Genomic DNA, 21,913 nt, shown 5'->3' with positions numbered 1-21,913 from the left:
TGCCGATGGTTCAGTAATCGGGTAGCTCTCAACCGGCCCGCTGACTCAGCCTGTGGCTGAATCTGCAGGCCGGATACTTTCTTTGACGACGCGGCCGTCAAAGCGTTCCACAATCGCCCTGACCAGCGGGTCGGTCTCTATGGATGCCTCGGCCTGCTGCTGGCGCTCAGCCTTTGCTCTGGCCTCCCAGGCGACCGGGGTCTGGTCGCCGGTCGGGGCATTTTCAACCACCAGCTCTGCGCTGGCGCCAAAAAAGCCCTTCAGCCCTTCAAGAATCTTCTGCTGATGCCGGTCGTTAAGCAGACGGTAATGGCCTTCATCGAGCATCAGCACAAACCGGTCGCCCTCGCGCCGGCATTCAGCCTGGCTGGCAAGGTTGCCCGGCATGCCGACGATACCCAGCTTGCGAAAATCCCGTGGCCAGTGAAAATCACTGGTATCTGCCGCGACGGCCGTTTCCGCCGGTACCTCGGTGACCACCGCCGGCTGCTGCGCGGCATCGCCCTGCACCGCTTCTGCCAATGGCGCGGGCGCAGGCTCCGAATCCGTGCGCGGCTCTGCGCTCACAGGCGTGTGCTCCCCGGGCTCCGGCGCAACCTCATGGACCACCTTACGGCCCATGGAGGTCACCTGCTCCAGCACCGAGGTAACGCGCGAAGCTTCCGATTCTGCCCTGGTCGCCGTGGGCTCCGGGTAGTCATCGTAAGCGTATTCGGCGTCTTCGTCATACTGGTCCACGGCCTGATCGGCCATGGCCAGCAGGGCCGCCTCATCCGCACTCAATTCCGTTTCCGGGGGCTGCTGCATTGACTGCTCGGGCGACGCATCGTCCTGTACAACCGCAGATGCATCCGGTGCAACAACTGCTGACGGTTGCGGAGCAGGCGGCGACGGCACCGTATCCGTGGGCTCGGGCAGGCTTGCCGCATGCTGTTCCGGCGCTTGCCGGACCGGCTGCTCTGTTACCGGAGCAGTCTCGGCTTCGGGCTCTGCGACCGGGGCCCCATGAGCCGGGAGTGCCTCAGATGACGGCGCTTCGGCCGAAGGTGTCGCAGGCATGGCAACATCAACGGAGACATCCGCAGGCGCGGGCTCCTCTGCAGCCTCGCCACCGGTTCCCGACGACGGGCCTGTGCCCTCGTCCCGACCTTCCCGACCGCGCTGACCGGCACCCGACAGATGGTCGGCAGATGACCGGCCCGTCGCCACCTGCAGCGGCGGCTCACGGCGCTCTGCTCCGGGACGGAAGGCCAGCATTCGCAGCATGGTCATCTCGAAACCCATACGGGCGTCAGGGGTGATTGCCAGGTCCTTGCGCCCGATCAGCGCCGACTGGTAGAACACCTGGGCATCCTCAGCACTGAGTTCCCGGGCCAGGGCCTGCACCCGATGGGCATCGCCCAGGGCATTATCGGCGCTGCCCGGCACCACCTGCTCGGTGGTGATGCGGTGAAACAGCGACAACAGATCCGTGAGAATGGCACCATAATCCGGTGAAAATCCGGCAATACGATGTATTTCTGCCAGCAAGGCGGGACCATCACCGGCTACCAGGGCATCCACCAGGGTTTCGATATCCCGCTGATCAATCGTGCCCAGCATGCTGCTGACGTCGCTGGTGGCCAGCTTCTGATTACCGAAGGCAATGGCCTGATCCGTCAGGCTCAGGGCGTCGCGCATGCTGCCATCCGCGGCCCGGGCCAGCTGCCACAACGCCGGTTCCTCAAACGGAATCTGCTCCTCGCCAAGCACATAGCGCAGATGCCCGACGATATGCTCCGGCGTCATTCGCTTGAGGTTGAACTGCAGGCAGCGGGAAAGCACGGTTACCGGCAGTTTCTGGGGATCGGTGGTGGCCAGCAGGAACTTGACGTGTTCCGGCGGCTCTTCCAGGGTTTTCAGAAAGGCATTGAAGGACTGGTTGGTCAACATGTGTACCTCATCAATGAGGTACACCTTGAAACGGCCACGGGACGGTGCGTACTGCACGTTATCGGTCAGTTCACGCATGTCATCGACGCCGGTCCGCGAGGCCGCATCAATTTCGATCAGATCGACAAACCGGTTTTCCAGGATTTCGCGACAACTGCCACACTCCCCGCAGGGATTGGCGGTGACACCGGTTTCGCAGTTCAGGCACCGGGCCAACAGGCGGCCAATGGTGGTTTTACCAACACCCCGGGTGCCGGTGAACAGGTAGGCGTGGTGCAACCGGTTGTGCTCCAGCGCATGTACCAGTGCCTGCAGCACATGTTCCTGGCCGACCATATCCTGAAACGTTTTGGGGCGCCATTTACGGGCCAGTACCTGATAGCTCATAGGGTTTCGACTGTGCTGACAGTGTGCGGTTGGAAAAGGCTTACCTTACCACGGCCAGTGAACCAGAAGAAGAAAACCGGGCCGCGGCAACCAGGCGATTACCGCTCGCTGACAACCACTTAGACCTTCGGCTTTGATTCCGGGTACCGGTGCAGATGGGGGCCGTAGTCAAGCCAGGCAGACTCCTGGGAGGTCCAGATGCGGAACTCCGGGCGGGCGCCGGGGTCTTCGTCCAGGCTGGCAACCCTGAGCACCAGCCAGGGCATGCCTTCTTTGTCCGCCACCAGATGGGAGCCACATTGCGAGCAGAAATAACGCAACTTGCCGGGAGACGACTCGTAACTGCTGAGCTGATCTTCACCCTTCAGCCAGCGAAAGTGGTCCCGCAGCACCCCGGAGGCACTGTTGAAGGCAGCTGAGTGGGCCTTCTGGCAGGTTCGGCAGGAACAGTGCTGAATCGGTGTATCCAGTTGATCAACTTCATATTCGACAGAGCCACACAGGCAACTACCTTTCATGTCCGGTCCTCTGATTGCAGGCAACATTTTTGGTTATTGGCGTTCTGCGGATCCGCGCAAAACCGGCGAATGGCTACAATAACCCAATTCATGATGCGGCGAACAGTTGGCCACAGCGTTGCAGGCACCGGGAAGCGCAGTGGAAAAACGGAAGTGTCAGGAAAAAACAGAAATAACAGCCGGGGATTCTGGGGGTGACCCCCCCAGCAACACTCCGGCACACGAATCCACCGCTGCGGCTGCTCCCTTCCGGGCCTGACCGGGTTCACGGTTTATCGTTGCGGAGGCACCAGCGGGGCCACCATAACGTTCATCCGGATTGCCCGGATGCGGCGCGCATAGTATCAGGAGGCTGCAGGCTCATCAAGGATTTAAGCAGGCTTCCACCCCACACCCCTACAACCCGGTCAGCGGCACCGGCACTTCATCCTGCCGGAACCAGCAGGCAATGCTGTGGCGCTTGCGGTTGGCGGGAAGGACTTCGTGGGGCACCTCTTCGCTCAGAAACAGCGCCAGGTGCCCCATTTCCGGTGGTAAACGGGCACACTCCAACTCCGGAGAATTGGGATCGTACAGCTGCAACTCACCACCGTCAGTCGCCAGCCAGTTGTCGTTGAGGTACAGCACCAGGCTGACCACCCGTGACGCCCGGCCACGAAAGCTGTCCAGATGACAGCGGTAGAAGTCCCCTTCGCCATAACTGGCGTAGTGAGCCTCAAACCGCCGCAGATTCAGATACAGGCGCCGGTTCAGGCCCTCCTGCAACAGTTCCAGAAACCTGAACAGCTCGGCCTGAACGGCGGTTTTGCCATCCAGCCAGGCAATTCTGTCCCGCCGGATACCACGGTCGTGGACCAGATCCTGCCCGCGGCCAATGCCGGCCTCCCTCATCACCTCGGCCTGCTGCAGCGTTTCCACCTCCGACTGCAGCCCCGACAGCAAACCGGTACCCAGCTGTTCCCGGGCATCCAGCCACATCCAGCCCGGACCGGCCAGACCGTCGGCAAGCTGATCCAGCCAAAGCCCGGACAAGGGCGGCCTTGCCAGAACCGGATCGTGCATGAGGGCCCCGACAAGCGGGATGACAGACTTCAGATCCACAACAAGGTACCCAATCAGTGAAAACCGCAGTTTAGTTGGTTTGTGGGACTGGACGAAAGGCACAAATCCGCGCTACACCTATGCAGGTACACCACCAGTTACAGCCGGCCAGTATAAAACACAAACGGAGGCAGACTTGACCCCCCCCACCACCCAGTGGTCTTTTACCCGTTCCATCGCCGTTGATGAGCTGGACGCCCTGGACATACGCCATCCCCGGTTCAGCGCCCGGGTGTTCCCGCAGGGCGCTCACCTCACCAGCTACTTTCCGGCCGGCCAGTCAGACTGGTTGTGGCTGAGCCCCCAGGCCCGTTATCAGAAAGGCCGCGCAATCCGTGGTGGCATTCCGGTGTGCTGGCCCTGGTTCGGTGATCCGGCACGAAACCCGCCTGCCGTTCAGCGACGGGTAAAGGCAGACAGCGCCCATGGCTTTGCCCGTGTTCAACCCTGGCATCTGGAGGACCTGACCGAATCCGAAGACCACGTGGAACTGAGCCTCTCGTTAGCCACGGATCAGACCACCGCCGCCCTGTGGCAGGGCAAAGCCACCGCACTGATCCGATTCCGGTTTTCGGCTGAGGGCTGCCAGATTGCCCTCAGCACCACCAACCGGGGCCCGGACACCCTGGCGTTCAGCCAGGCACTGCACACCTACCTGCCAACACCGGACATCTACGATACCGAGCTCCGGGGTCTGGATAACTGCGAGTACATCGACACCCTGCGCCAGTGGCACACTTTCAACCAGATCGGCCCGGTCTATTTCCAGGGCGAACTGGACCGCATTTACCTTGGCGCCCCGGACCTGACCCTGGCCACGCCTGCCGGCATCCGCACACTCAGTGCCAGTGGCAGTGACTCGACGGTGGTCTGGAATCCGGGGGTGAGCAAGGCGAAAACGCTTTCAGACTTTCCTGATGATGGCTGGGGTCATATGCTGTGTGTGGAAACCGCCAACGCAGCGACGGATTATCAGGTTCTTGAGCCAGGACAAAGCCATGTCCTGGCACTTCAGCTGAAATAACTTCACTGGCGGCGGCTGACTACCCATGACATTACCCTATACTGCTGAAAAGAGAAAAAAGGACCACACATGAGCCTGTCATCGTTCCTGAAGCGCCATCTGGTGCCGGCTGAACTGGATGAACAGATCGACCGGATCGGGAAGCCCATTGGCAGTCTTGGCTATGATCCCTGGGGCTACAACAATGAAACCCTCAAGATCGGCTACGCCGTCACCCAGAAAATCTACGACAAGTATTTCCGGGTTGAGGTGGATGGCATCGATCGTATACCCGCTGAAGGCCCGGTGCTGATCGTTGCCAACCACAGCGGGCAACTACCCCTGGATGGCCTGCTGATCGGCTTTGCCCTTGCTTCCCGAAAAGTCCGGCCCCGCATTCCCCGTGCCATGATCGAGCGGTTTTTCCCGACGGTTCCTTACCTGGGCAATCTGCTGAACCAGTTCGGCGCCGTGTTGGGCGATCCGGTGAACTGCGCCAAGATGCTGGAAAATGGTGAGGCTGTCATCGTGTTTCCGGAGGGTGTCCGGGGCTCCGGCAAGCTTTACCGCGACCGCTATCAGCTCAAGCGTTTCGGCAATGGTTTCATGCACCTGGCCATGAAGCACAAGGCGACGGTGGTACCGGTGGGCGTGGTGGGCTGCGAGGAAACCATTCCTGCCTTTGCCAACCTGAAGCCGGTGGCCAGGGTTCTGGGGCTGCCCTACCTGCCCGTGGCACTGCCGGTGGTATTGCCGGCCAAGGTACACCTCTGCGTGGGTGAACCCATGTTTTTTGATGACCACGACATCCCCGAAGAACAGGTTTCGGCCAGGGTCGAGCAGGTAAAGGCGGCCGTGGGCGAACTGATCAAGAAAGGACTGGACCAGAGGAAGAGCCTGTTCTGATGAGCAACGAAAGAAGACCCCATATTCTGATTACCGGCGCTGCCGGCACACTGGCGCAACAGGTCATCAACCTGTTGCGGGAAACCTGCGATCTGGTGGCGGTGGATTTCCGCGAGCAGGTCTATCTGGGGGACGACATTCCCAGTTACTGCATCGACTTCAACAAGCGCGTGTTTGAGGACCTGTTCCGGCGCTATCAGTTTGACGGGGTGATTCACCTTGGCCGCATCATGTCGAGCCAGGAAACCCGTATCAGCCGCTATAACTCCAATGTTCTGGGTACCCAGAAGCTGCTCGACCTGAGCCACAAATACGGTGTTCACCGGGTTATTGTGCTGTCGACCTATCATGTTTACGGAGCCGTGCCCTTCAACCCGGCTCTGATCGACGAGGAAGCACCGCTCAAGGCCGCCGGCCTGACCATGGACCTGGTGGATTCCGTGGAACTGGAAAACCTCGCCAATATTTACCTGTGGCGCCACCCGGACCTCAACATCACGGTACTGCGCCCCTGCAACATCGTGGGTCCCGGGGTACGCAACGCCATCAGTACCCTGCTGTCCAGCGAGCGGGCTCCGGTGCTCGCCGGTTTCTCGCCGATGATGCAGTTTATCCATATTGACGACATGGCCGAAGCCCTGGTGAAAGCCCTGCAGATTGAAAAACGCGGCATCTACAACGTAGCACCCTGCGACTGGGTGGCTTACCAACACGCCCTTGAACTGTGTGGCTGCAAACAATTCCCGGTGCCGTCCATTCCGCCCATTCTGCCCAGAACCATTCTGCGGCTGCTGAACCTGCGGCGTTTTCCGTCCTACCTGATGGACTTTTTCAAGTACCCTGTCATCATCGACGGAAGGGCTTTCAGCCAGGATTTTGACTTCAGACCGCGGCGGTCGCTGGATGAGATATTCCACTATTACCGGGAAAACAAGCACCCGGTGTAATCTGACCGGTCAGGCTGGAAAGTACGGGCAATAAACGCCGGTTCCGTGTCGGCGACCTGCTCCGGAATGCACCACAGGATGTGCCATCAATGTTCAAAGATTTCGGACTGATCAGTTACTCCGCCGCAGCGCTGGCATTCGCGTTGCTGGCCGTGCTGATCATGACCCGTTACCTGCGCCGCAACACCGACCGGGTATTGCTGCTTGCCGCCTTGTTGTCGTTCTTCTGGGCGGGGTCTCTGGTCACCCAGCAGATCTGGTCCGAACCCTCCTTCATGGTTCGGTATCTGCTCGAACTGCTGCGGGACGCCGGCTGGGTGCTGATGATGCTGACCCTGCTGCATAGTGCCGATCGCCTGAGTCGGGTTGCCACCCAGATGCGGCGTTACCTCGGATTACTGACCTTCATTGTGCTGTTTTCACTGGTTACCCTTGCGGCTCTTGAGATGCTTCTTAATCTGCCGCTGGTCAGTGGAAGGTTAAAAATAGTCGGACAGATTGCCCTGTCGTTACTCGGCATTTGCCTGGTGGAGCAGATCTGGCGCAACTCCATGCAGTCCGGACGATCCAGCGTGCGCTACCTCTGTATTGGTGCACTTTCCCTGTTCGCCTATGACTTTTTCATGTACACCGACGCCCTGCTGTTCGGGCAGATCTCGCCAGCTTTCTGGGATGCCCGGGGCCTGGTAAACGCCATGGTAGCGCCATTGATGAGCGTCACCATGATCAACTCCCGCAAACAACCAGTAGAGTTTCAGCTTTCCCGCAATGCCATGTTCCACGTGGGTGGCCTGGTGTTTGCCGGCATCTACCTGGTGTTTGCTTCTGCCGGCGGCTACTACGTGCGCGTTCTTGGGGGTGACTGGGGCGATGCGCTGCAAATCCTGTTCGTCACCATAGCCCTCAGCTTTCTCGCAATGCTGCTGACATCCCGCCGTTTCCGGGCCAGGCTGATGATGTTCATCAGCAAGAACTTTTTCGACTACAAGTACGATTATCGAGAAGAATGGCTGAAAATGACCCGCGAACTGGCCGACCTGCGGGATACGCCCCCGTTGCCGGAGCGGGTCATTCGCATACTGGCGGGACTGGTGGAAAGCACGGCCGGTGTGCTCTGGGTTCGGGATGAAGACGGCAACTTCATGCTGCAGAGTGCTGTCAACATGGTACCGCCGAGGTTTACCAACATTGACGGCAACGCCGAGCTGACCCGGTTTTTCAGCGAACGGGAGTGGATCATCGACCTGGGCGAATACCGCTCCGATCCGGTTCGCTACAATCTGCTGGAAATTCCTGATCCCATTCTGAATTTCAGCAAGGGCTGGCTGGTCATTCCCATGTACCTGGGCAACAGCCTCTACGGAATTGCACTGATCGGCCAGAGCAACGCCAAAGTGGAGCTGAACTGGGAAAATTTCGACCTGGTGCGGGTGGTGGCGCGGCAGACCTGTAACCTCCTCGCCCAGGCTGACGCCCAGAACCGGCTGTCCCGCGCCATGCAGTTCGAAGCGGTCAGCAAGGCTTCCGCGTTCATGGTTCACGACCTGAAAACACTGATTGCCCAGCTCACCCTGCTGGTTCGCAATGCCGCCCATCACCGCAACAATCCAGCCTTTATCGACGACATGATCAGCACCACCGAACACGCGGTCCAGAAGATGTCGAACCTGGTGGACCATATCCGCAAACCGGCGGGCGAACAGTCTTCGCTGTACCCCGTGGACCTGCGCAAACTGATCGCTGAACTCGCTGACCATTACAGTCGTAACAAACCCGCACCCAGGGTGCTCGGGCCCAGGGATCCGGTGATGGTGGAGGCGGATCAGGAGCAACTGAAGAGTGTACTGGGGCACCTGATCCAGAACGCGCAGGATGCCACCCCGCCCGACGGCGAAGTCACCCTGACCCTGAAAGCGTCAACCGGCCACGTGGTGCTTTTCATCCAGGACACCGGTACCGGCATGACCGAAGACTTCATTCGCATGCAACTTTTCAAACCCTTCGAGAGCACCAAGGGGCTTACCGGCATGGGCATTGGCGCCTACCAGGCCAGAGAGTATGTGCGCCAGATCGGCGGCAATATTGATGTCACCAGTGAGCCCGGCATGGGATCCTGTTTTTCGGTTCTGCTGCCAACCGTAAAGATGCTGGCCCGGGCCGGCCATGCACCGGTCGGGCCTGTGGCAGGTGACGAGTCTGCGGACAGCAACCGGGCGGCGGGTTTGCAATAGAATCGTATTCAGCCGACACTTGAGCACTCCGGGCCCGGGCTTTCCTCGTGTGGCCCGTGAAATGCCCCGTAAAACTGCAACATAACGTAAAAAAGGATTTCTGCCGTTGTGATCAAACGACTCCTGATAGTTGAAGACGATCCGGGCCTTCAAAGCCAGATGCGCTGGTGTTTCAGCGAAGATCTGTCGGTGGAGGTGGCCAGTGACCGCGAAGCCGCACTCACGCTTCTGCGGCGCCATGAGCCCCAGGTCGTGACCCTGGATCTGGGGCTGCCACCGGATCCCGGCGGCGCCACCGAAGGGTTTGCCCTGCTGGATGACATCCTGCGACTGTCGCCAATGGTCAAGGTGATCGTTGTGACCGGACGGGAAGACAAGGAAAACGCGGTCCGTGCCATAGGTATGGGCGCCAGTGACTTCTATCAGAAACCACTGGATCCGGACATACTCTCTTTCGTGGTCAACCGGGCCTTTCGCCTGGCGGAGCTGGAGCGGGAAAACCGTGACCTGGCCAGTCGCCAGAACGGCACCAGCATCAAGGGCATTATTGCCGCCAGCCCCCAGATGCTGACGGTATGCCGCACCCTTGAAAAAATTGCACCTACCGATGTCACCACCCTGATTACCGGGGAGACCGGCACTGGCAAGGAACTGCTGGCCCATGCCCTCCACGACCTGAGCCATCGGTCGGACAAGCCCTTTGCGGCTATCAACTGCGCAGCCATACCGGAGAATCTGCTGGAAAGTGAGCTGTTTGGTTATGAAAAGGGCGCCTTTACCGGCGCCACCCAAAGCAAGAAAGGCAAAATCGAGAGCGCCAATGGCGGCACTCTGTTTCTGGACGAAATCGGCGACATGCCCATGTCACTGCAGGCCAAGTTGCTGCGGTTCCTGCAAGAGCGCTCAGTGGACCGCGTGGGCAGCATAAAGCCGGTACCGGTAGATGTCCGGGTCATCTGTGCGACTCACCGTGACGTTCGCCAGCTGATCGACAGCGGTGAGTTTCGCGAAGATCTCTATTACCGTGTCAGTGAGATCACCCTCGACGTACCTGCACTGAGAGACCGTCAGGGCGATTCGCTGGTCATTGCCCGCTCCCTGCTGCAGAGCCTGGCGAAGCAAATGGACCGCCCCCAGCTTTCCTTCAGCGACGATGCCGTGCGTGCAATCAACGGCTATAACTGGCCCGGTAATGTCCGTGAGATGATCAACAAGGTCAAACGGGCCACCATTATGGCAGAGGGCAAGCGCCTTACCGCAGCGGACCTGGAGCTGACCGTTGAAGGCGAGCCGGCAGATCATCAGCTCAACCTCCGACAGGTTCGCGAAACGGCCGAGCGGGACGCCATTGTTCAGGCACTCAGAACAACGGGGCACAACATGGCCCAGGCAGCAAGATTACTGGGCGTCACCCGCCCTACCCTGTACAACCTGACCGATAAGTACCGGATCGACACCTCTGCCGAGACCGAGCAGGTCTGACGGTCTCTCGCCGGGGTTACCGCTCAAAGGCCTCCGGAATCCGGTATTGGCGCGGTGAGCCCAGTGCCAGCTGGGCAGCGTCCGCCTGGTAAAACAGACTCTGGGTCATGGCCCGGGTACTGTCCCGGGCGTACTGCTCCAGACTTGCCACCAGTTCTTCCTGAGCAACCGTCATGTCTTTTCGTAACTGGGCTTCAAGCTCCGGCCTTTGCGCTTTTTCCTGAACATTCAGGGCCAGGTATTCGGTGCCTACAAACGCCGTCATGCTGGCCGCGAACACCACACCACCCACCACCAGCGCACCGGGACCGGCGGGGGCAGTGGCCGCTGCAGAGCCGCCGGCAAGGGCCGCTGAGCGCCCTGCCTGTAATCCGAGGCGGGCCAGAAACCGGGTAACCAGTGCTCCGCCCTGCTGCATGGCCCGCCCCGACAGAAATCGGCTGGCCAGGGCGCCTCCGCGAAGCGCCGCCCACCCACCGATGGCCACGGCTGCGCTGCCGCTGGCCGCGACCCGAAGCTGGTCTGCGCGAACATCAAGAAGGCGCCCGGCAACACCGTCAAAATCCAGGTCAGGTACCGCCGCTCCCGGCAACGATCCTGCTGGACCTGCCACACGGTAAGCCGCAAACTGATCCGCCAGCGCCCCCTGCATCTGCTGCAACCGCGCCCGCTGGGACGCCAGCAAAGCCTCATCGAATGCCTGCGGCAAACTGGCGAGCGCCTCATCAATACCCGAGGGTTCCAGCAGCCGTTTTTCGATCTGGGCCTGCGACCAGTCTTCAAGCTCGCCAACCACCGTCGCGCCCAGCCGGCCATAACTTCCCAACGCCGAGAAATGCCAGTCCAGATAACTGTCCACACCGGCATCCAGGGGCTGGAATGCCGCCGCGACCGGGCCATGAGCCCAACCGCTCATATCCTCGATGACGCGACGCTCGATCCTTGCCAGCTCACCCGACATGGCTTCACCAAACTGATGCTGTGCGGGTCGGTCCAGTTCATGGAGCTGGCCATTGATGACGATGCGCAGGACCGGCGTCTGGACAGTGTTCAGCAACAGCGGGTAACCCACATAAACCACGGCCGACAGCACAATGATCAATATCAGAGCCAGTCGATAATGATGCCGCGGCGAGGTGGCGGCCGCCACTTCCACAGTACGCTCCGGATCAGATCCGGCTATTTCCGAATTTCTCATGGCGAATCACCCAGGTTGACCTTCCCCGCCCGGCCCCGGCGGCGAGCATCGCCCAGCGTGTGGGTACCGGTCAGCAGGCGGACAAAGGACCAGGCAAAGGCCGCCTGCATGATCAGCAGCAGACTCCAGCCCAGCGCAATCAGTAACGATCCGGCAACCAGGCTCTCACTGACGTTCTGCATCCCCCACAGCTGCGTGATCTCGAGGGCCTGTGCCGACCGTTGCAGTGCCGCCAGCAGGGAGTCACCGTGGACGTTCGCAGCTCCCTGCGCCACCGCTTCATTCCAGCTCAGCCCGACATACCAGGGCTGCGGCCGCCAGTAGCTGATCAGAACCAGAGCCAGGGTCAGCACCAGTGACACCGGATACACCAGCAGCCGGCGGCAGACCGGATTGACATAATCGGCGAGGACATGCCCCGCCAGCCAGCGCCGCAATACCACCAGTAACCCGAGAAACACCACCAGACCCATCAGCAGGGCCAGGCCCTCACTCCAGACCAGTTGCCGCAGGCGCACCACCAGAACCAGTGCCAGTAGCGCGCTGCCAGCCTGGGCCAGTACAAACATCAGTATTCCGCCCCGCAACCAGTGGCTCCAGGGCGACTCCGGTTTCAGATACTGGCCCAGCCAGGCCCGCCGCCGCAGTCGCGATGCCTCAAACACACCGGTAAAGACCAGCTGCCAGCATACCACCCACACCGGAACCAGCAGCCATTGCGCCACCGACAGGGGCAGCACCGCCCAGATGACCAGGGCAATAATAACGGGCAGATAAAGAATAATAGCGGCAGCTCCCGTGATTAAGATCTCATGGAAGACTATACAACAAGTGCGGGATCAGACGGTGTCCGGATCAGTGCCCCGTCAACTGAGCCAGGGTACTGCGGTAACGTTCATGAAGAATGCCAACCCGCTCCACATAGGCCCGGGTTTCAGCGAACGGCGGAATGCCACCGTGACGGCCCACCGCGCCGGGGCCGGCGTTGTAAGCAGCCGTTGCCAGACGGATATCACCATCATGCAGGTGCAGCATTCTGGCGAGATAATTCACCCCGCCACGGATATTCTCGGCCACATCCATGGCATTGGCGACACCCAGTTCCGCGGCCGTGCCGGGCATCAGCTGCATCAGACCCTGGGCTCCCTTGGGAGACAGGGCCGCAGGATTGAAGGCGGACTCGGCGTGAATCACCGCCCGCACCAGTGCCGGGTCTACCTCGAACTGGCGGGATGCCTGCTGGATTTCATTCTGATAAGGCGAAGTAAACAGGCGTGTGGTGTGCCAGTTTACGGTGGAAGACACTTTACAGGCATAACAGTCGAAACGGATCACGTCGTAATCCGCTTCCGGAGGTCGCTGATTGCTGAACGAGGTAATGCCCCGGTCATCCCGGAAGCGATACACCGTTTCCTTTTTGGTGGAGGGCAGCGCCTGCTGCCGGCTCGGGGACACATTGGTAAACTCCACCCGCCCGTCCGGATGCACAATTCGACGCACTTCCGCAACGACAAGCGGCGACCAGAGCGTCGCCAGAACAATCAGTATCAGTGGTGGTAGAGCGATTTTTACAGCAATACTCATCCTGACTCCGTGCGAGCGCCCTCAGCGTTCAGGTGCAGCAGTTTCTGAGCAACCGCCTGTGTTAACTGCACCAGTGTAAACGCTTCACTACCACTAATTATACATGGCGGTTTCAGTCATGCCCGGAATCCTGCATCAGGTCACAGTTCAGCCCGGAACGCGCCTGCAACCAGCCGGAAATTGCCGGGCGGACAATCATCACCAGGGCAGCAGTTCGCCGTTGCAGTGCCAGAAGGTGCCGGTGTTTTCCAGATCCAGCTCATCGATACGGGCAGCCAGCCCGAGGGCGGATTCCGCCGGCGAAATAATACCGCCGAAATTCACCATGCGGGTTTTGACATAGCCGGGGTGCAGCTGAATGACAGCAATGCCTTTGGGCTTGAGGTCCATGGCCAGGGATTTGCCGAAGGCGTTCAGTGCCGCCTTGGATGCCCGGTAACCATAGCGACCACCGGAATCGTTATCGGCGATGGATCCCATTCGGCTGGTGATATTGGCAATCTTGCCACCGGAAGGTATCTGCGGCACCAGGGCTTCGGTCACCCGCAGCGGTGCGTAGGCATTGATTTCCATCTGGGTGCGGATCGAATCGAAATCAATATGACCCAGTACTTCGTCCTGCAGCAGGCCGGCGTTATTGATCAGCAGATCAATGCTCTGTCCTTGGAGCTCCGCCTTGAGTCTGGCCACACCCTGGTCGGTGGTCACGTCCACGCCATCAATCACCCGGGCGGCCACTTCCGTGAGTTCCGGAGACGCTTCGCGGCACACTCCGATAACAGCCAGCCCCCTGGCGGCATAATGACGCGCAAGCTCAAGGCCGATGCCACGGTTGGCGCCGGTGATTACGACCGTTGCATGATCAGACATAAAAGCTCCCCTGGCGTTAGAAAACCATCAAACTGCCCATCCGCAGCCTGCAATGGCAGGCCGCGGAAGACCAGAAACAGGGGGTAGTGTCAGGTTTAAAAGGCGACACAGCAAGCCCGATCCATTCAGGAACAAGGCGCTCCGCCTCTGATCACCGGTATAGCGGCATTGGGGAGCCCGCTCAGTCCAGTGAAACCACGTGACCTTCACGGGGCTCCACCCGGCCCGCCACCAGATCCGCCACCAGATCCCGTGCTGCCTCGATGCCGGCGTGGGATTTCACATCAATCCAGGGATGCTGCGGATTCTTGACACGCTGAATGAATGCCAGCTGAGCTTCATTGAACCGCCGGGTCACCTCCGCAGGGCCCCAGTCGGCATTCCGTTTTTTGATCTGATCCGGGGCGAAGTAGAACACCGGCGCCGGTCCCGGCAGGGTTTCAGTACTGGAGCTGGTACTGATGTGCTCGTGACTGTGGGCCGATCCGGCGTAGCAACTGTGCACCAGTGCGGTTCCGAAATGGTGGTGGATGCGGGACCTCACCTCGTCGTTACCGGAGAAGTCCACATAGAGGGTCGGCACTTCAGGATCAAGTGACTCGATATCACCGTAATCCACACTCCGGTCATAGCTCCCCAGGCCATCCACGAACGCCTTGTTGGCTGCTGAAGTGAGCCCGGTCATGGTGATGTCGTTCCGATCTTCCAGGCAGAAAGCGGTGCCGTAAGCGGTCTTGCTGGAGGCGCTGGAAATGATCACCTGATCGGCGCCAAAAAAGTCATTGTCTTCCAGGAAGTCCGCCAGCATGAACGAGGTGATGAACAGCGGCCGCAGCAGCATCTGATAGGCTTCGTCTTCCGCCCGGTAGGCAGCATCGGTTCCAATCCGCTGGTACTGGTTGTATGCGGAAGTCAGCTCCAGACGATGCGGCGTACCATCGTAGAAACCGCGGGGGCTGACCCGCACCGGCTGCATCACCAGATGGGTAGCGACGGGCCAGAAACCGTAAAAGCGCTCTCCCACGTCAACACCTTCAACTGTGGACTCCATCACCTCGGCGAAGCCCCAGGCCGGCATCTGGCGCCAGCGCTCTTCGCCCGTCGGGAAGAAGCTCCAGTAGCGTAGATGAGGAGTGTCACCGAAGGCCGCATAAGTGATATTGTTGGTGGTTATCGCCAGACGCGAGATCCGCAGCAGGGCCTCGCCTTCCTTCAGCTCAGGCAAAGGGCTGGTGGCAATCAGGGACTGGTCCAGTTGGTGCCGGTCGGTATAGAGACTCGTTGCTTCGTGCACAGGTCAACTCCTTTACGTCGGGTTGTTGTTAGCTCATACAACTCCAGTTTATAACGCCAGCAACTTTCGTGGGTTCGGATAACCATGGCCAGCAAGAGCGGACAGCCAGCACCGCGAACCAAGCCGTTGAAACGGCCACAACAGGCCCGCGCCAGATTCACCGTACAGGCCATTTTTGACGCCTATGTTCGGATTTGGCAGCGGGATGGCTGGGACAAGGTCACCACCCGGGCAGTAGCCCTGGAAACCGGCGTTGCCATTGGCACCCTGTACGATTATTTTCCCAGCAAGGAAGCACTGCACTCCGGCTACGTGCGCCACTGTATCGAACGGCTGATCCAGCGGGTGGATGACAAGGTGGTTGCGGCCCAGGGGCTGAACTGGCAGCAACGCCTGCGCCAGCTTATCCGGATCCTTTCCGGTAACGAGAGCGACGGCCAGTCCTGGTTCCACCCGGATATGCTGCTACTCGAACCCTTGATAGCGGACCAGAAGCATCAGCGACGGGCCTATGAAGAACTGCTCGCATGCTGGCAACGGGTCTTCGACAGCTGTACCGACCTGCCCCGCCAGCCAGCTCCGGCAACCGTTGAAGCCATGCATCTGGCGGTCTGGGGCGGACGCCGGTATGCCATGCTGGTTAATCTCGACGCCGAGAATATGGACCGGTGGGCGCAACAGGCTGAGCTTATGTGCCTCGGCCTGCTAAACACCCCAAATAACCCCAGGCTGTAACAACCCGCCATGAGAACCACCATTGATCTGACGATTGAGCAATCCGGCACCGCTGTTGATGCCCTGAGCGAAGCCTCCGGGTTATCGCGCCAGCGCATCAAGGACGCCATGAGCAAGGGTGCCTGCTGGTGGACCCAGAAGGGCAAACAGCTGCGGTTGCGCCGGGCCAGCCGGCAACTGAGTCCCGGTACCCGACTGCAGCTCTATTACGATGAGCAGGTGCTGGCCCGGAAACCGGAAAAAGCGGAATTGCTGACCGATAACGCCCGCTACACCGCCTGGTTCAAACCCCACGGCATGCTGGCCCAGGGCTCGCAATGGGGGGATCACTGCAGTCTGTTGCGGTGGGCCGAGCTTCAGCTGAAGCGGCCCTGCTATCTGGTGCACCGGCTGGACGCCGACGCCGCCGGGCTGATGCTGATCGCCCACGACCCCAAGGCGGCAGCAGCGCTGTCACAGTGTTTTGCCGGTCGTACCATGACCAAACACTACCGGGCAACAGTCACCGGACGGCTGGAGGCCAACGACCAGCTGGTGGAGACTCCGGTGGATGGCAAGGCTGCCACCAGCAGCGTCACCACACTGAGCCACAGCGGGGCCACTGACCACAGCGGTGAAAGCAGCCTGCTGCACGTCAGCATCAGCACTGGCCGCAAGCATCAGATACGAAGGCATCTGGCTGGGCTCGGCCACCCCATTGTTGGCGACCGTCTGTACGGCAAGCCGGCCGCTGTGCCACTGCAACTGATGGCAGTGTATCTGGAATTCGACTGCCCGCTGACCCGGCAGCGGGTAAAGCTTCAGGTGCCCGATTCTCTGGCTACTCCGCCGGACCTTTGAACCCCCTGGCTACCAGGTAAACCTCCCGGGAGCGGGCACGGGAGGCATCCGGCTTGCGTACAACGACCTTATCAAAGACTTCACGGACTGCCTTGACGTACTGATCGTAGCCTTCGCCGTGGAACACCTTCGCCACAAAACTGCCCTTGGGTTTGAGTACCTGACAGGCCATATCCAGGGCCAGCTCCAGCAGGTACATGGAGGCGGCCTGATCGGCGGCGTTAACGCCGCTGATATTGGGGGCCATGTCGGAAATCACCACATCCACCGGAGCACTGTCGAGAGTCGTCATAATGGCCTCGAACACCGAGTCTTCCGTGAAGTCGCCCTGAACGAACTCGACGCCGGCAATGGTATCCATGGGCAGGATATCCGATGCCACCACGCGGCCCTTGTGACCGACCAGGGTGGCCGCCACCTGGGACCAGCCGCCGGGCGCTGAACCAAGATCCATCACCAGCATGTTGGGCTGGATCAGCTTGTCCTTGTCGTTGATCTCCAGGAGCTTGTAGCTGGCACGGGAACGGTAGCCGTCCAGCTGCGCCTGTTTGACGAAGGGATCGTTGACATGTTCTTCCAGCCAGCGGTTACTGCTTTTGGATCGGGCCATAGGGATGCCTGTTAGCGACTCTTTCAGGTAAGGCGGGTTGCACCGGCGTGCAACAGAAGTAACGGGATGCACATTGTACGTGCCCCGCTCCACCGCCGCAAAACCCTGACAAGCAGGCGCTGCGCACGTACAATTAGCCCACTTTAAACCCTGACCTTAACCAACACCGCCACCAGGCGTTTCCGGAACACACCCTGTGCCTTGCTCCAGGGTTCTTCCGGGCAGGACTGACTATGATCCGCCTTACCGAACTGGCCCTGCCACTGGACCACCCTGAAAGCGCCCTGCGCGCTGCCATTGTTGAGCGGCTGAACATCAGCGACGCCGATCTGCTGGATTTCACGGTGTTCAAGCGCAGCTACGATGCCCGCAAGAAAAATTCGGAAATCAAGTTTGTCTACATACTCCACCTGACCACCCGGGACGACGAAGCCGTGCTGGCCCGCTTCGCTGACGATAACCACGTTCGCCCGGCACCGGACACTGCCTACTACCCTGTCGCGGAAGCCCCGGCCGGCCTCAGCGAGCGCCCGGTGGTGATCGGTTTTGGCCCCTGTGGTCTGTTTGCCGCGCTGCTGCTGGCCCAGATGGGGTTCCGGCCCATTGTGCTGGAGCGGGGCAAAGACGTCCGTCGCCGGACCAAAGACACCTGGGCCCTGTGGCGCAAAAAGCAGCTGTCGCCGGAATCCAACGTCCAGTTCGGCGAGGGCGGTGCCGGGTTGTTCTCCGACGGCAAGCTCTACAGCCAGATCAAGGATCCGAAATTTTACGGCCGCAAGGTAATGCAGGAATTCGTGCGGGCCGGCGCCCCGGACGAAATCCTTTACGTCAGCAAGCCTCATATCGGCACCTTCCGCCTCACCGGCGTGGTGGCCGCCATGCGCGACGAGATCATCGCACTGGGTGGCGAGATCCGCTTTGAAAGCAAGGTCACCGATGTGATCCTTCGCGACGAGCGGATGCAAGGCGTGGTTCTGGAGAGCGGCGAACAGATCAACAGCCGCTACGTGGTGCTGGCACTTGGCCACAGCGCCCGGGAAACCTTCCGCATGCTGCATCGCAACGGCGTTTTTGTGGAGGCCAAGCCCTTTGCGGTGGGCTTCCGGGTGGAGCACCCGCAATCCCTGATCGATAACGCCCGCCTTGGCAAATACGCCGGCCACCCCGCCCTCGGTGCGGCCGATTACAAACTGGTGTACCACGCCAGCAATGGTCGCGCGGTTTACAGCTTCTGCATGTGCCCGGGGGGCACCGTCGTCGCCGCCACGTCGGAAACCGGACGGGTGGTCACCAATGGCATGAGCCAGTATTCCCGCAATGAGCGCAACGCCAACGCGGGCATTGTCGTCGCCATTCATCCCGAACAGGACTTCCCCGGCGGCCCCCTGGCCGGCGTGGAACTGCAGGAACAGCTGGAATCCCACGCCTACACCCTGGGCGGTAGTGATTACTGCGCGCCGGCACAACTGGTGGGTGATTTCATCAAGGCCCGGCCATCCACCGAACTGGGCGCGGTGGAGCCCTCCTACCAACCCGGTGTCCGCCTCGGGGATCTGGCAACCGCCCTTCCCGCTTATGCCATAGACGCCATCCGTGAAGCCCTGCCGGCCTTCGGCAAGCAGATCCGCGGATTTGATCAGAAGGACGCGGTACTCACCGGCATCGAAACCCGTACCTCGTCACCGGTGCGCATTACCCGGGACAACGTCACCCTGCAGAGCCTGAATACCCGGGGACTGTATCCGGCCGGGGAAGGCGCCGGTTACGCCGGGGGTATTCTGTCTGCGGGGGTGGATGGCATCAAGGTGGCGGAAGCCCTGGCCAAAGCCATGCTGGCCGATCTGGAAGGCGCCGGGGACATGAACAATGACGCCGGCGAAAGAGCGCAATCGTGAAACTGGACGACATCCGCAAGCTGCACCAGAAAAAATACCGTCAGGCGTCGGACTACTATCTGGTGGAGGGTGAACATCTGGTACTGGAGCTGCTGAAAGCGGCCGCCGGTCAGCCTTATCTGATGCGTTCGGAACTTTATGTCACCGCCGCCTATGAACACTGGAAAAGCCCGTTAAAGACCCATCTGGTGGGTGAGCGTCAGATGGCACGACTGGCGGATACCACTACCCCCCAGGGAATTCTGGCGGTGGTCCCCATGCCGGAGGCTTCCATCTCCAGGCCCGGTGCCAATGGCGAAAAAGCGGTCTACCTCCACGAAATCCAGGACCCGGGCAACCTGGGCACCATCCTGCGCACCCTGGCCTGGTTCGGCGGCTTTCGCTGCCTGCTGAGCCCCGGCAGCGTCGACCCGTTCAATCCCAAGGTGGTTCGCGCCAGCATGGGCGCCATCTTTCATGTGCCTCTGGAAACAGACCTGCCATTGCAGGACCTGACAGGGCGGTATCACAGCTTTGCCTGCCTTGATCTGAACGGCGACCGCCTCAGCTCACCGGCCTTCGGTCAGCATGACTGCTATCTGTTCGGCAACGAGGCCCGGGGCCTGCCGCGGGAACAGCTTGCGCCGCTTAACGCCAGTGCCTACACCATAAACGGCCGAGGCGAAATTGAATCACTCAACCTCGCCTCGGCGGTCAACATCTGTGCTTACGAACTGAATCGTGGCTGATCAGCCCTGAGCCTCGTTACGGATCAGGAAGTCGAAGGCGCTCAAGGCGGCTTTTGAACCTTCGCCCATGGAGATCACGATCTGCTTGTAAGGCACAGTGGTGGCATCACCCGCTGCGAACACGCCCGGAATCGAGGTTTCGTTGCGGTCATTGATGATCACCTCACCGTGCTGGCTCAGCTCGATATCACCTTTCAGCCACTCGGTGTTGGGCACCAGACCAATCTGGATGAACACACCTTCCAGCGACACCTTGTGGTCTTCGCCGGTGTTGCGGTCCTTATAGATCAGGCCGTTTACCTTGCCAGCTTCGCCGGTAATCTCGGTAGTCTGGCCAGAGGTGATGATCTCCACGTTCTTCAGACTGCGCAGCTTCTTCTGCAGCACGTCATCGGCCCGCATTTCCGCACCGAACTCGATCAGCGTCACATGGCCGACAATACCGGCCAGATCAATAGCCGCTTCCACACCGGAGTTACCGCCACCGATAACTGCCACGCGCTTGCCCTTGAACAGGGGTCCGTCGCAGTGAGGGCAGTAAGCCACACCTTTGTTACGGTACTCGTCCTCTCCCGGTACACCCAGCTGACGCCAGCGGGCACCGGTGGACAGAATCACCGTGCGGGCCTTCAGGGATGCACCATTGGCCAGACGCACCTCGTGGGGCAGACCTCGCTCCGCAGCAGGAATCAGTTTTTCCGCCAGCTGCAGGTCCATGATGTCGACTTCGTATTCCTTGACGTGCTGCTCCATGGCCGCCACCAGCTTCGGGCCTTCGGTGTAGGGCACTGAGATCAGGTTCTCGATACCCATGGTATCCGCCACCTGGCCACCAAAACGCTCAGCGGCGATACCGGTAGAAATACCTTTACGGGCCGCGTAGATTGCCGCGGCGGAGCCGGCAGGGCCACCACCAATCACCAGCACCTCAAAGGTATCCTTCTGGCTGATCTTCTCGGCAGCACGGGCCTCGGCACCGGTGTCGACCTTGGCCAGAATCTGCTCAAGAGTCATGCGACCGTTGGCGAAGGGCTTGCCGTTCAGATAGATACTGGGTACCGCCATCACTTCACGCTGCTCAACTTCGTCCTGGAACAGGGCGCCGTCGATGGCGGTGTGCCTGACCCCGGGGTTCAGCACCGCCATCAGGTTCAGCGCCTGCACCACATCCGGGCAGTTCTGGCAGGACAGCGAGAAGTAGGTTTCGAATTCGAAATCACCTTCAAGGGCCTGGATCTGCTCAATCACTTCCTGGGCGGCTTTGGACGGATGGCCGCCTACCTGCAACAACGCCAGCACCAGAGAGGTAAACTCATGGCCCATGGGGATACCGGCAAACCGGACGCCAATGTCGGACCCGGTCCGGTTGATGGCAAAGGAAGGCCGGCGCACGTCAGACTGGCCATCGTCCGTCAGTGTGATCTTGTCCGACAGTGATTCGATCTCTGTCAGCAGCTCATAGAGTTCCTTGGCCTTGGCACTGTCGTCCAGCGCGGCAACAAGCTCAATGGGCTGCCTGAGGTTCTCAAGATAGGCTTTGAGTTGGTCCTTGAGATTGGTATCCAGCATGTTCTGTATTCCCCTTGGTCTATCGAGTAACTGAGATCGTTAATGGTGATAAGGCGCTGAATTAAAAGGTACGCCCTGAAGAT

At 60.2% G+C, this 21,913-nt stretch carries 19 protein-coding genes and 1 other RNA gene; 9 read left to right on the top strand and 11 right to left on the bottom strand.

Features of this window, described 5'->3' with window-relative positions; all coding sequences use genetic code 11:
• Positions 1 to 45: 45 nt before the first annotated feature.
• The 4 genes from dnaX to AAC035_RS01170 form a co-directional block, all read right to left on the bottom strand.
• Positions 46 to 2,319, bottom strand: coding sequence for a DNA polymerase III subunit gamma/tau (gene dnaX, locus AAC035_RS01185; protein ID WP_339799213.1), 2,274 nt, complete (start codon positions 2,317 to 2,319; stop codon positions 46 to 48).
• A 119-nt stretch (positions 2,320 to 2,438) separates the two neighbouring features.
• Positions 2,439 to 2,837 carry a GFA family protein gene (locus AAC035_RS01180; RefSeq protein WP_339799211.1) on the bottom strand — a complete coding sequence of 133 codons (399 nt, stop codon included), beginning with the start codon at positions 2,835 to 2,837 and terminating at the stop codon, positions 2,439 to 2,441.
• 198 nt (positions 2,838 to 3,035) lie between these two features.
• An RNA gene (ffs, locus tag AAC035_RS01175) (signal recognition particle sRNA small type) lies at positions 3,036 to 3,132 on the bottom strand.
• A gap of 101 nt (positions 3,133 to 3,233) precedes the next feature.
• Entirely contained in the window at positions 3,234 to 3,899 is a 666-nt protein-coding gene (locus AAC035_RS01170; protein ID WP_339799209.1) for a 2OG-Fe(II) oxygenase, read from the bottom strand.
• Between the two features lie 175 nt (positions 3,900 to 4,074).
• Between AAC035_RS01170 and AAC035_RS01165 the strand changes: the two genes are divergently transcribed.
• The 5 genes from AAC035_RS01165 to prsR all read left to right on the top strand — a co-directional run bounded on the left by AAC035_RS01165 (position 4,075) and on the right by prsR (position 10,507).
• Positions 4,075 to 4,962 carry a D-hexose-6-phosphate mutarotase gene (locus AAC035_RS01165; RefSeq protein ID WP_339799208.1) on the top strand — a complete coding sequence of 296 codons (888 nt, stop codon included), beginning with the start codon at positions 4,075 to 4,077 and terminating at the stop codon, positions 4,960 to 4,962.
• Positions 4,963 to 5,031: 69 nt separating this feature from the next.
• On the top strand, positions 5,032 to 5,847 hold the full coding sequence (locus tag AAC035_RS01160) for a 1-acyl-sn-glycerol-3-phosphate acyltransferase (protein WP_339799206.1): 816 nt from the start codon (positions 5,032 to 5,034) through the stop codon (positions 5,845 to 5,847).
• Positions 5,847 to 6,794, top strand: coding sequence for an SDR family oxidoreductase (locus tag AAC035_RS01155; RefSeq protein ID WP_339799203.1), 948 nt, complete (start codon positions 5,847 to 5,849; stop codon positions 6,792 to 6,794). The genes AAC035_RS01160 and AAC035_RS01155 overlap by 1 nt, the downstream gene beginning before the upstream one ends.
• An 89-nt stretch (positions 6,795 to 6,883) precedes the next feature.
• Entirely contained in the window at positions 6,884 to 9,025 is a 2,142-nt protein-coding gene (gene prsK, locus AAC035_RS01150) for an XrtA/PEP-CTERM system histidine kinase PrsK (protein WP_339799201.1), read from the top strand.
• 108 nt (positions 9,026 to 9,133) lie between these two features.
• Positions 9,134 to 10,507 (top strand): PEP-CTERM-box response regulator transcription factor, encoded by a 1,374-nt coding sequence (gene prsR / locus AAC035_RS01145; RefSeq protein WP_339799199.1) that lies wholly within the window; start codon positions 9,134 to 9,136, stop codon positions 10,505 to 10,507.
• A 16-nt stretch (positions 10,508 to 10,523) separates the two neighbouring features.
• Here the strand turns inward: prsR and AAC035_RS01140 are convergent, their stop codons facing one another.
• The 5 genes from AAC035_RS01140 to AAC035_RS01120 form a co-directional block, all read right to left on the bottom strand.
• A complete protein-coding gene (locus tag AAC035_RS01140; RefSeq protein WP_339799196.1) occupies positions 10,524 to 11,705 on the bottom strand; it encodes a hypothetical protein in 1,182 nt (393 codons plus the stop codon).
• Entirely contained in the window at positions 11,702 to 12,445 is a 744-nt protein-coding gene (locus AAC035_RS01135; RefSeq protein WP_339799194.1) for a hypothetical protein, read from the bottom strand. Before AAC035_RS01135 ends, AAC035_RS01140 begins: the two co-directional genes overlap by 4 nt.
• Positions 12,446 to 12,560: 115 nt before the next feature.
• Positions 12,561 to 13,289 carry a transglycosylase SLT domain-containing protein gene (locus AAC035_RS01130; protein ID WP_339799193.1) on the bottom strand — a complete coding sequence of 243 codons (729 nt, stop codon included), beginning with the start codon at positions 13,287 to 13,289 and terminating at the stop codon, positions 12,561 to 12,563.
• Between the two features lie 198 nt (positions 13,290 to 13,487).
• Positions 13,488 to 14,159, bottom strand: a complete 672-nt coding sequence (locus AAC035_RS01125) for an SDR family oxidoreductase (RefSeq protein ID WP_339799191.1) — start codon at positions 14,157 to 14,159, stop codon at positions 13,488 to 13,490.
• A 181-nt stretch (positions 14,160 to 14,340) separates the two neighbouring features.
• Positions 14,341 to 15,453: a DUF2855 family protein gene (locus AAC035_RS01120; RefSeq protein WP_339799188.1), complete on the bottom strand. Its 1,113-nt coding sequence runs from the start codon at positions 15,451 to 15,453 to the stop codon at positions 14,341 to 14,343.
• Between the two features lie 84 nt (positions 15,454 to 15,537).
• On the opposite strand from AAC035_RS01120, the gene AAC035_RS01115 reads away from it, so the two are divergent.
• Both AAC035_RS01115 and AAC035_RS01110 read left to right on the top strand, forming a co-directional pair.
• Positions 15,538 to 16,188 carry a TetR/AcrR family transcriptional regulator gene (locus AAC035_RS01115; RefSeq protein WP_339799186.1) on the top strand — a complete coding sequence of 217 codons (651 nt, stop codon included), beginning with the start codon at positions 15,538 to 15,540 and terminating at the stop codon, positions 16,186 to 16,188.
• A gap of 9 nt (positions 16,189 to 16,197) precedes the next feature.
• On the top strand, positions 16,198 to 17,028 hold the full coding sequence (locus tag AAC035_RS01110; protein ID WP_339799184.1) for an RluA family pseudouridine synthase: 831 nt from the start codon (positions 16,198 to 16,200) through the stop codon (positions 17,026 to 17,028).
• On the opposite strand, the gene rlmE is transcribed toward AAC035_RS01110, so the two are convergent.
• A complete protein-coding gene (gene rlmE / locus AAC035_RS01105; protein ID WP_339799181.1) occupies positions 17,009 to 17,638 on the bottom strand; it encodes a 23S rRNA (uridine(2552)-2'-O)-methyltransferase RlmE in 630 nt (209 codons plus the stop codon). The two genes, AAC035_RS01110 and rlmE, sit on opposite strands and share 20 nt — an antisense overlap.
• Before the next feature lie 233 nt (positions 17,639 to 17,871).
• On the opposite strand from rlmE, the gene AAC035_RS01100 reads away from it, so the two are divergent.
• Together AAC035_RS01100 and AAC035_RS01095 are read left to right on the top strand one after the other, a co-directional pair.
• Complete coding sequence (locus AAC035_RS01100; RefSeq protein WP_339799178.1) at positions 17,872 to 19,533, top strand: NAD(P)/FAD-dependent oxidoreductase; 1,662 nt, start codon at positions 17,872 to 17,874, stop codon at positions 19,531 to 19,533.
• Positions 19,530 to 20,261, top strand: a complete 732-nt coding sequence (locus AAC035_RS01095) for an RNA methyltransferase (protein ID WP_339799176.1) — start codon at positions 19,530 to 19,532, stop codon at positions 20,259 to 20,261. Before AAC035_RS01100 ends, AAC035_RS01095 begins: the two co-directional genes overlap by 4 nt.
• On the opposite strand, the gene ahpF is transcribed toward AAC035_RS01095, so the two are convergent.
• On the bottom strand, positions 20,262 to 21,830 hold the full coding sequence (ahpF, locus tag AAC035_RS01090) for an alkyl hydroperoxide reductase subunit F (protein ID WP_339799173.1): 1,569 nt from the start codon (positions 21,828 to 21,830) through the stop codon (positions 20,262 to 20,264).
• Between the last annotated feature and the right edge of the window lie 83 nt (positions 21,831 to 21,913).

It is taken from the genome of uncultured Marinobacter sp., from assembly GCF_963974375.1.
Classification (GTDB): domain Bacteria; phylum Pseudomonadota; class Gammaproteobacteria; order Pseudomonadales; family Oleiphilaceae; genus Marinobacter.
The sequence above is the reverse complement of the archived record's forward strand: the minus strand, read 5'-3'. Positions and strand labels throughout refer to the sequence as shown.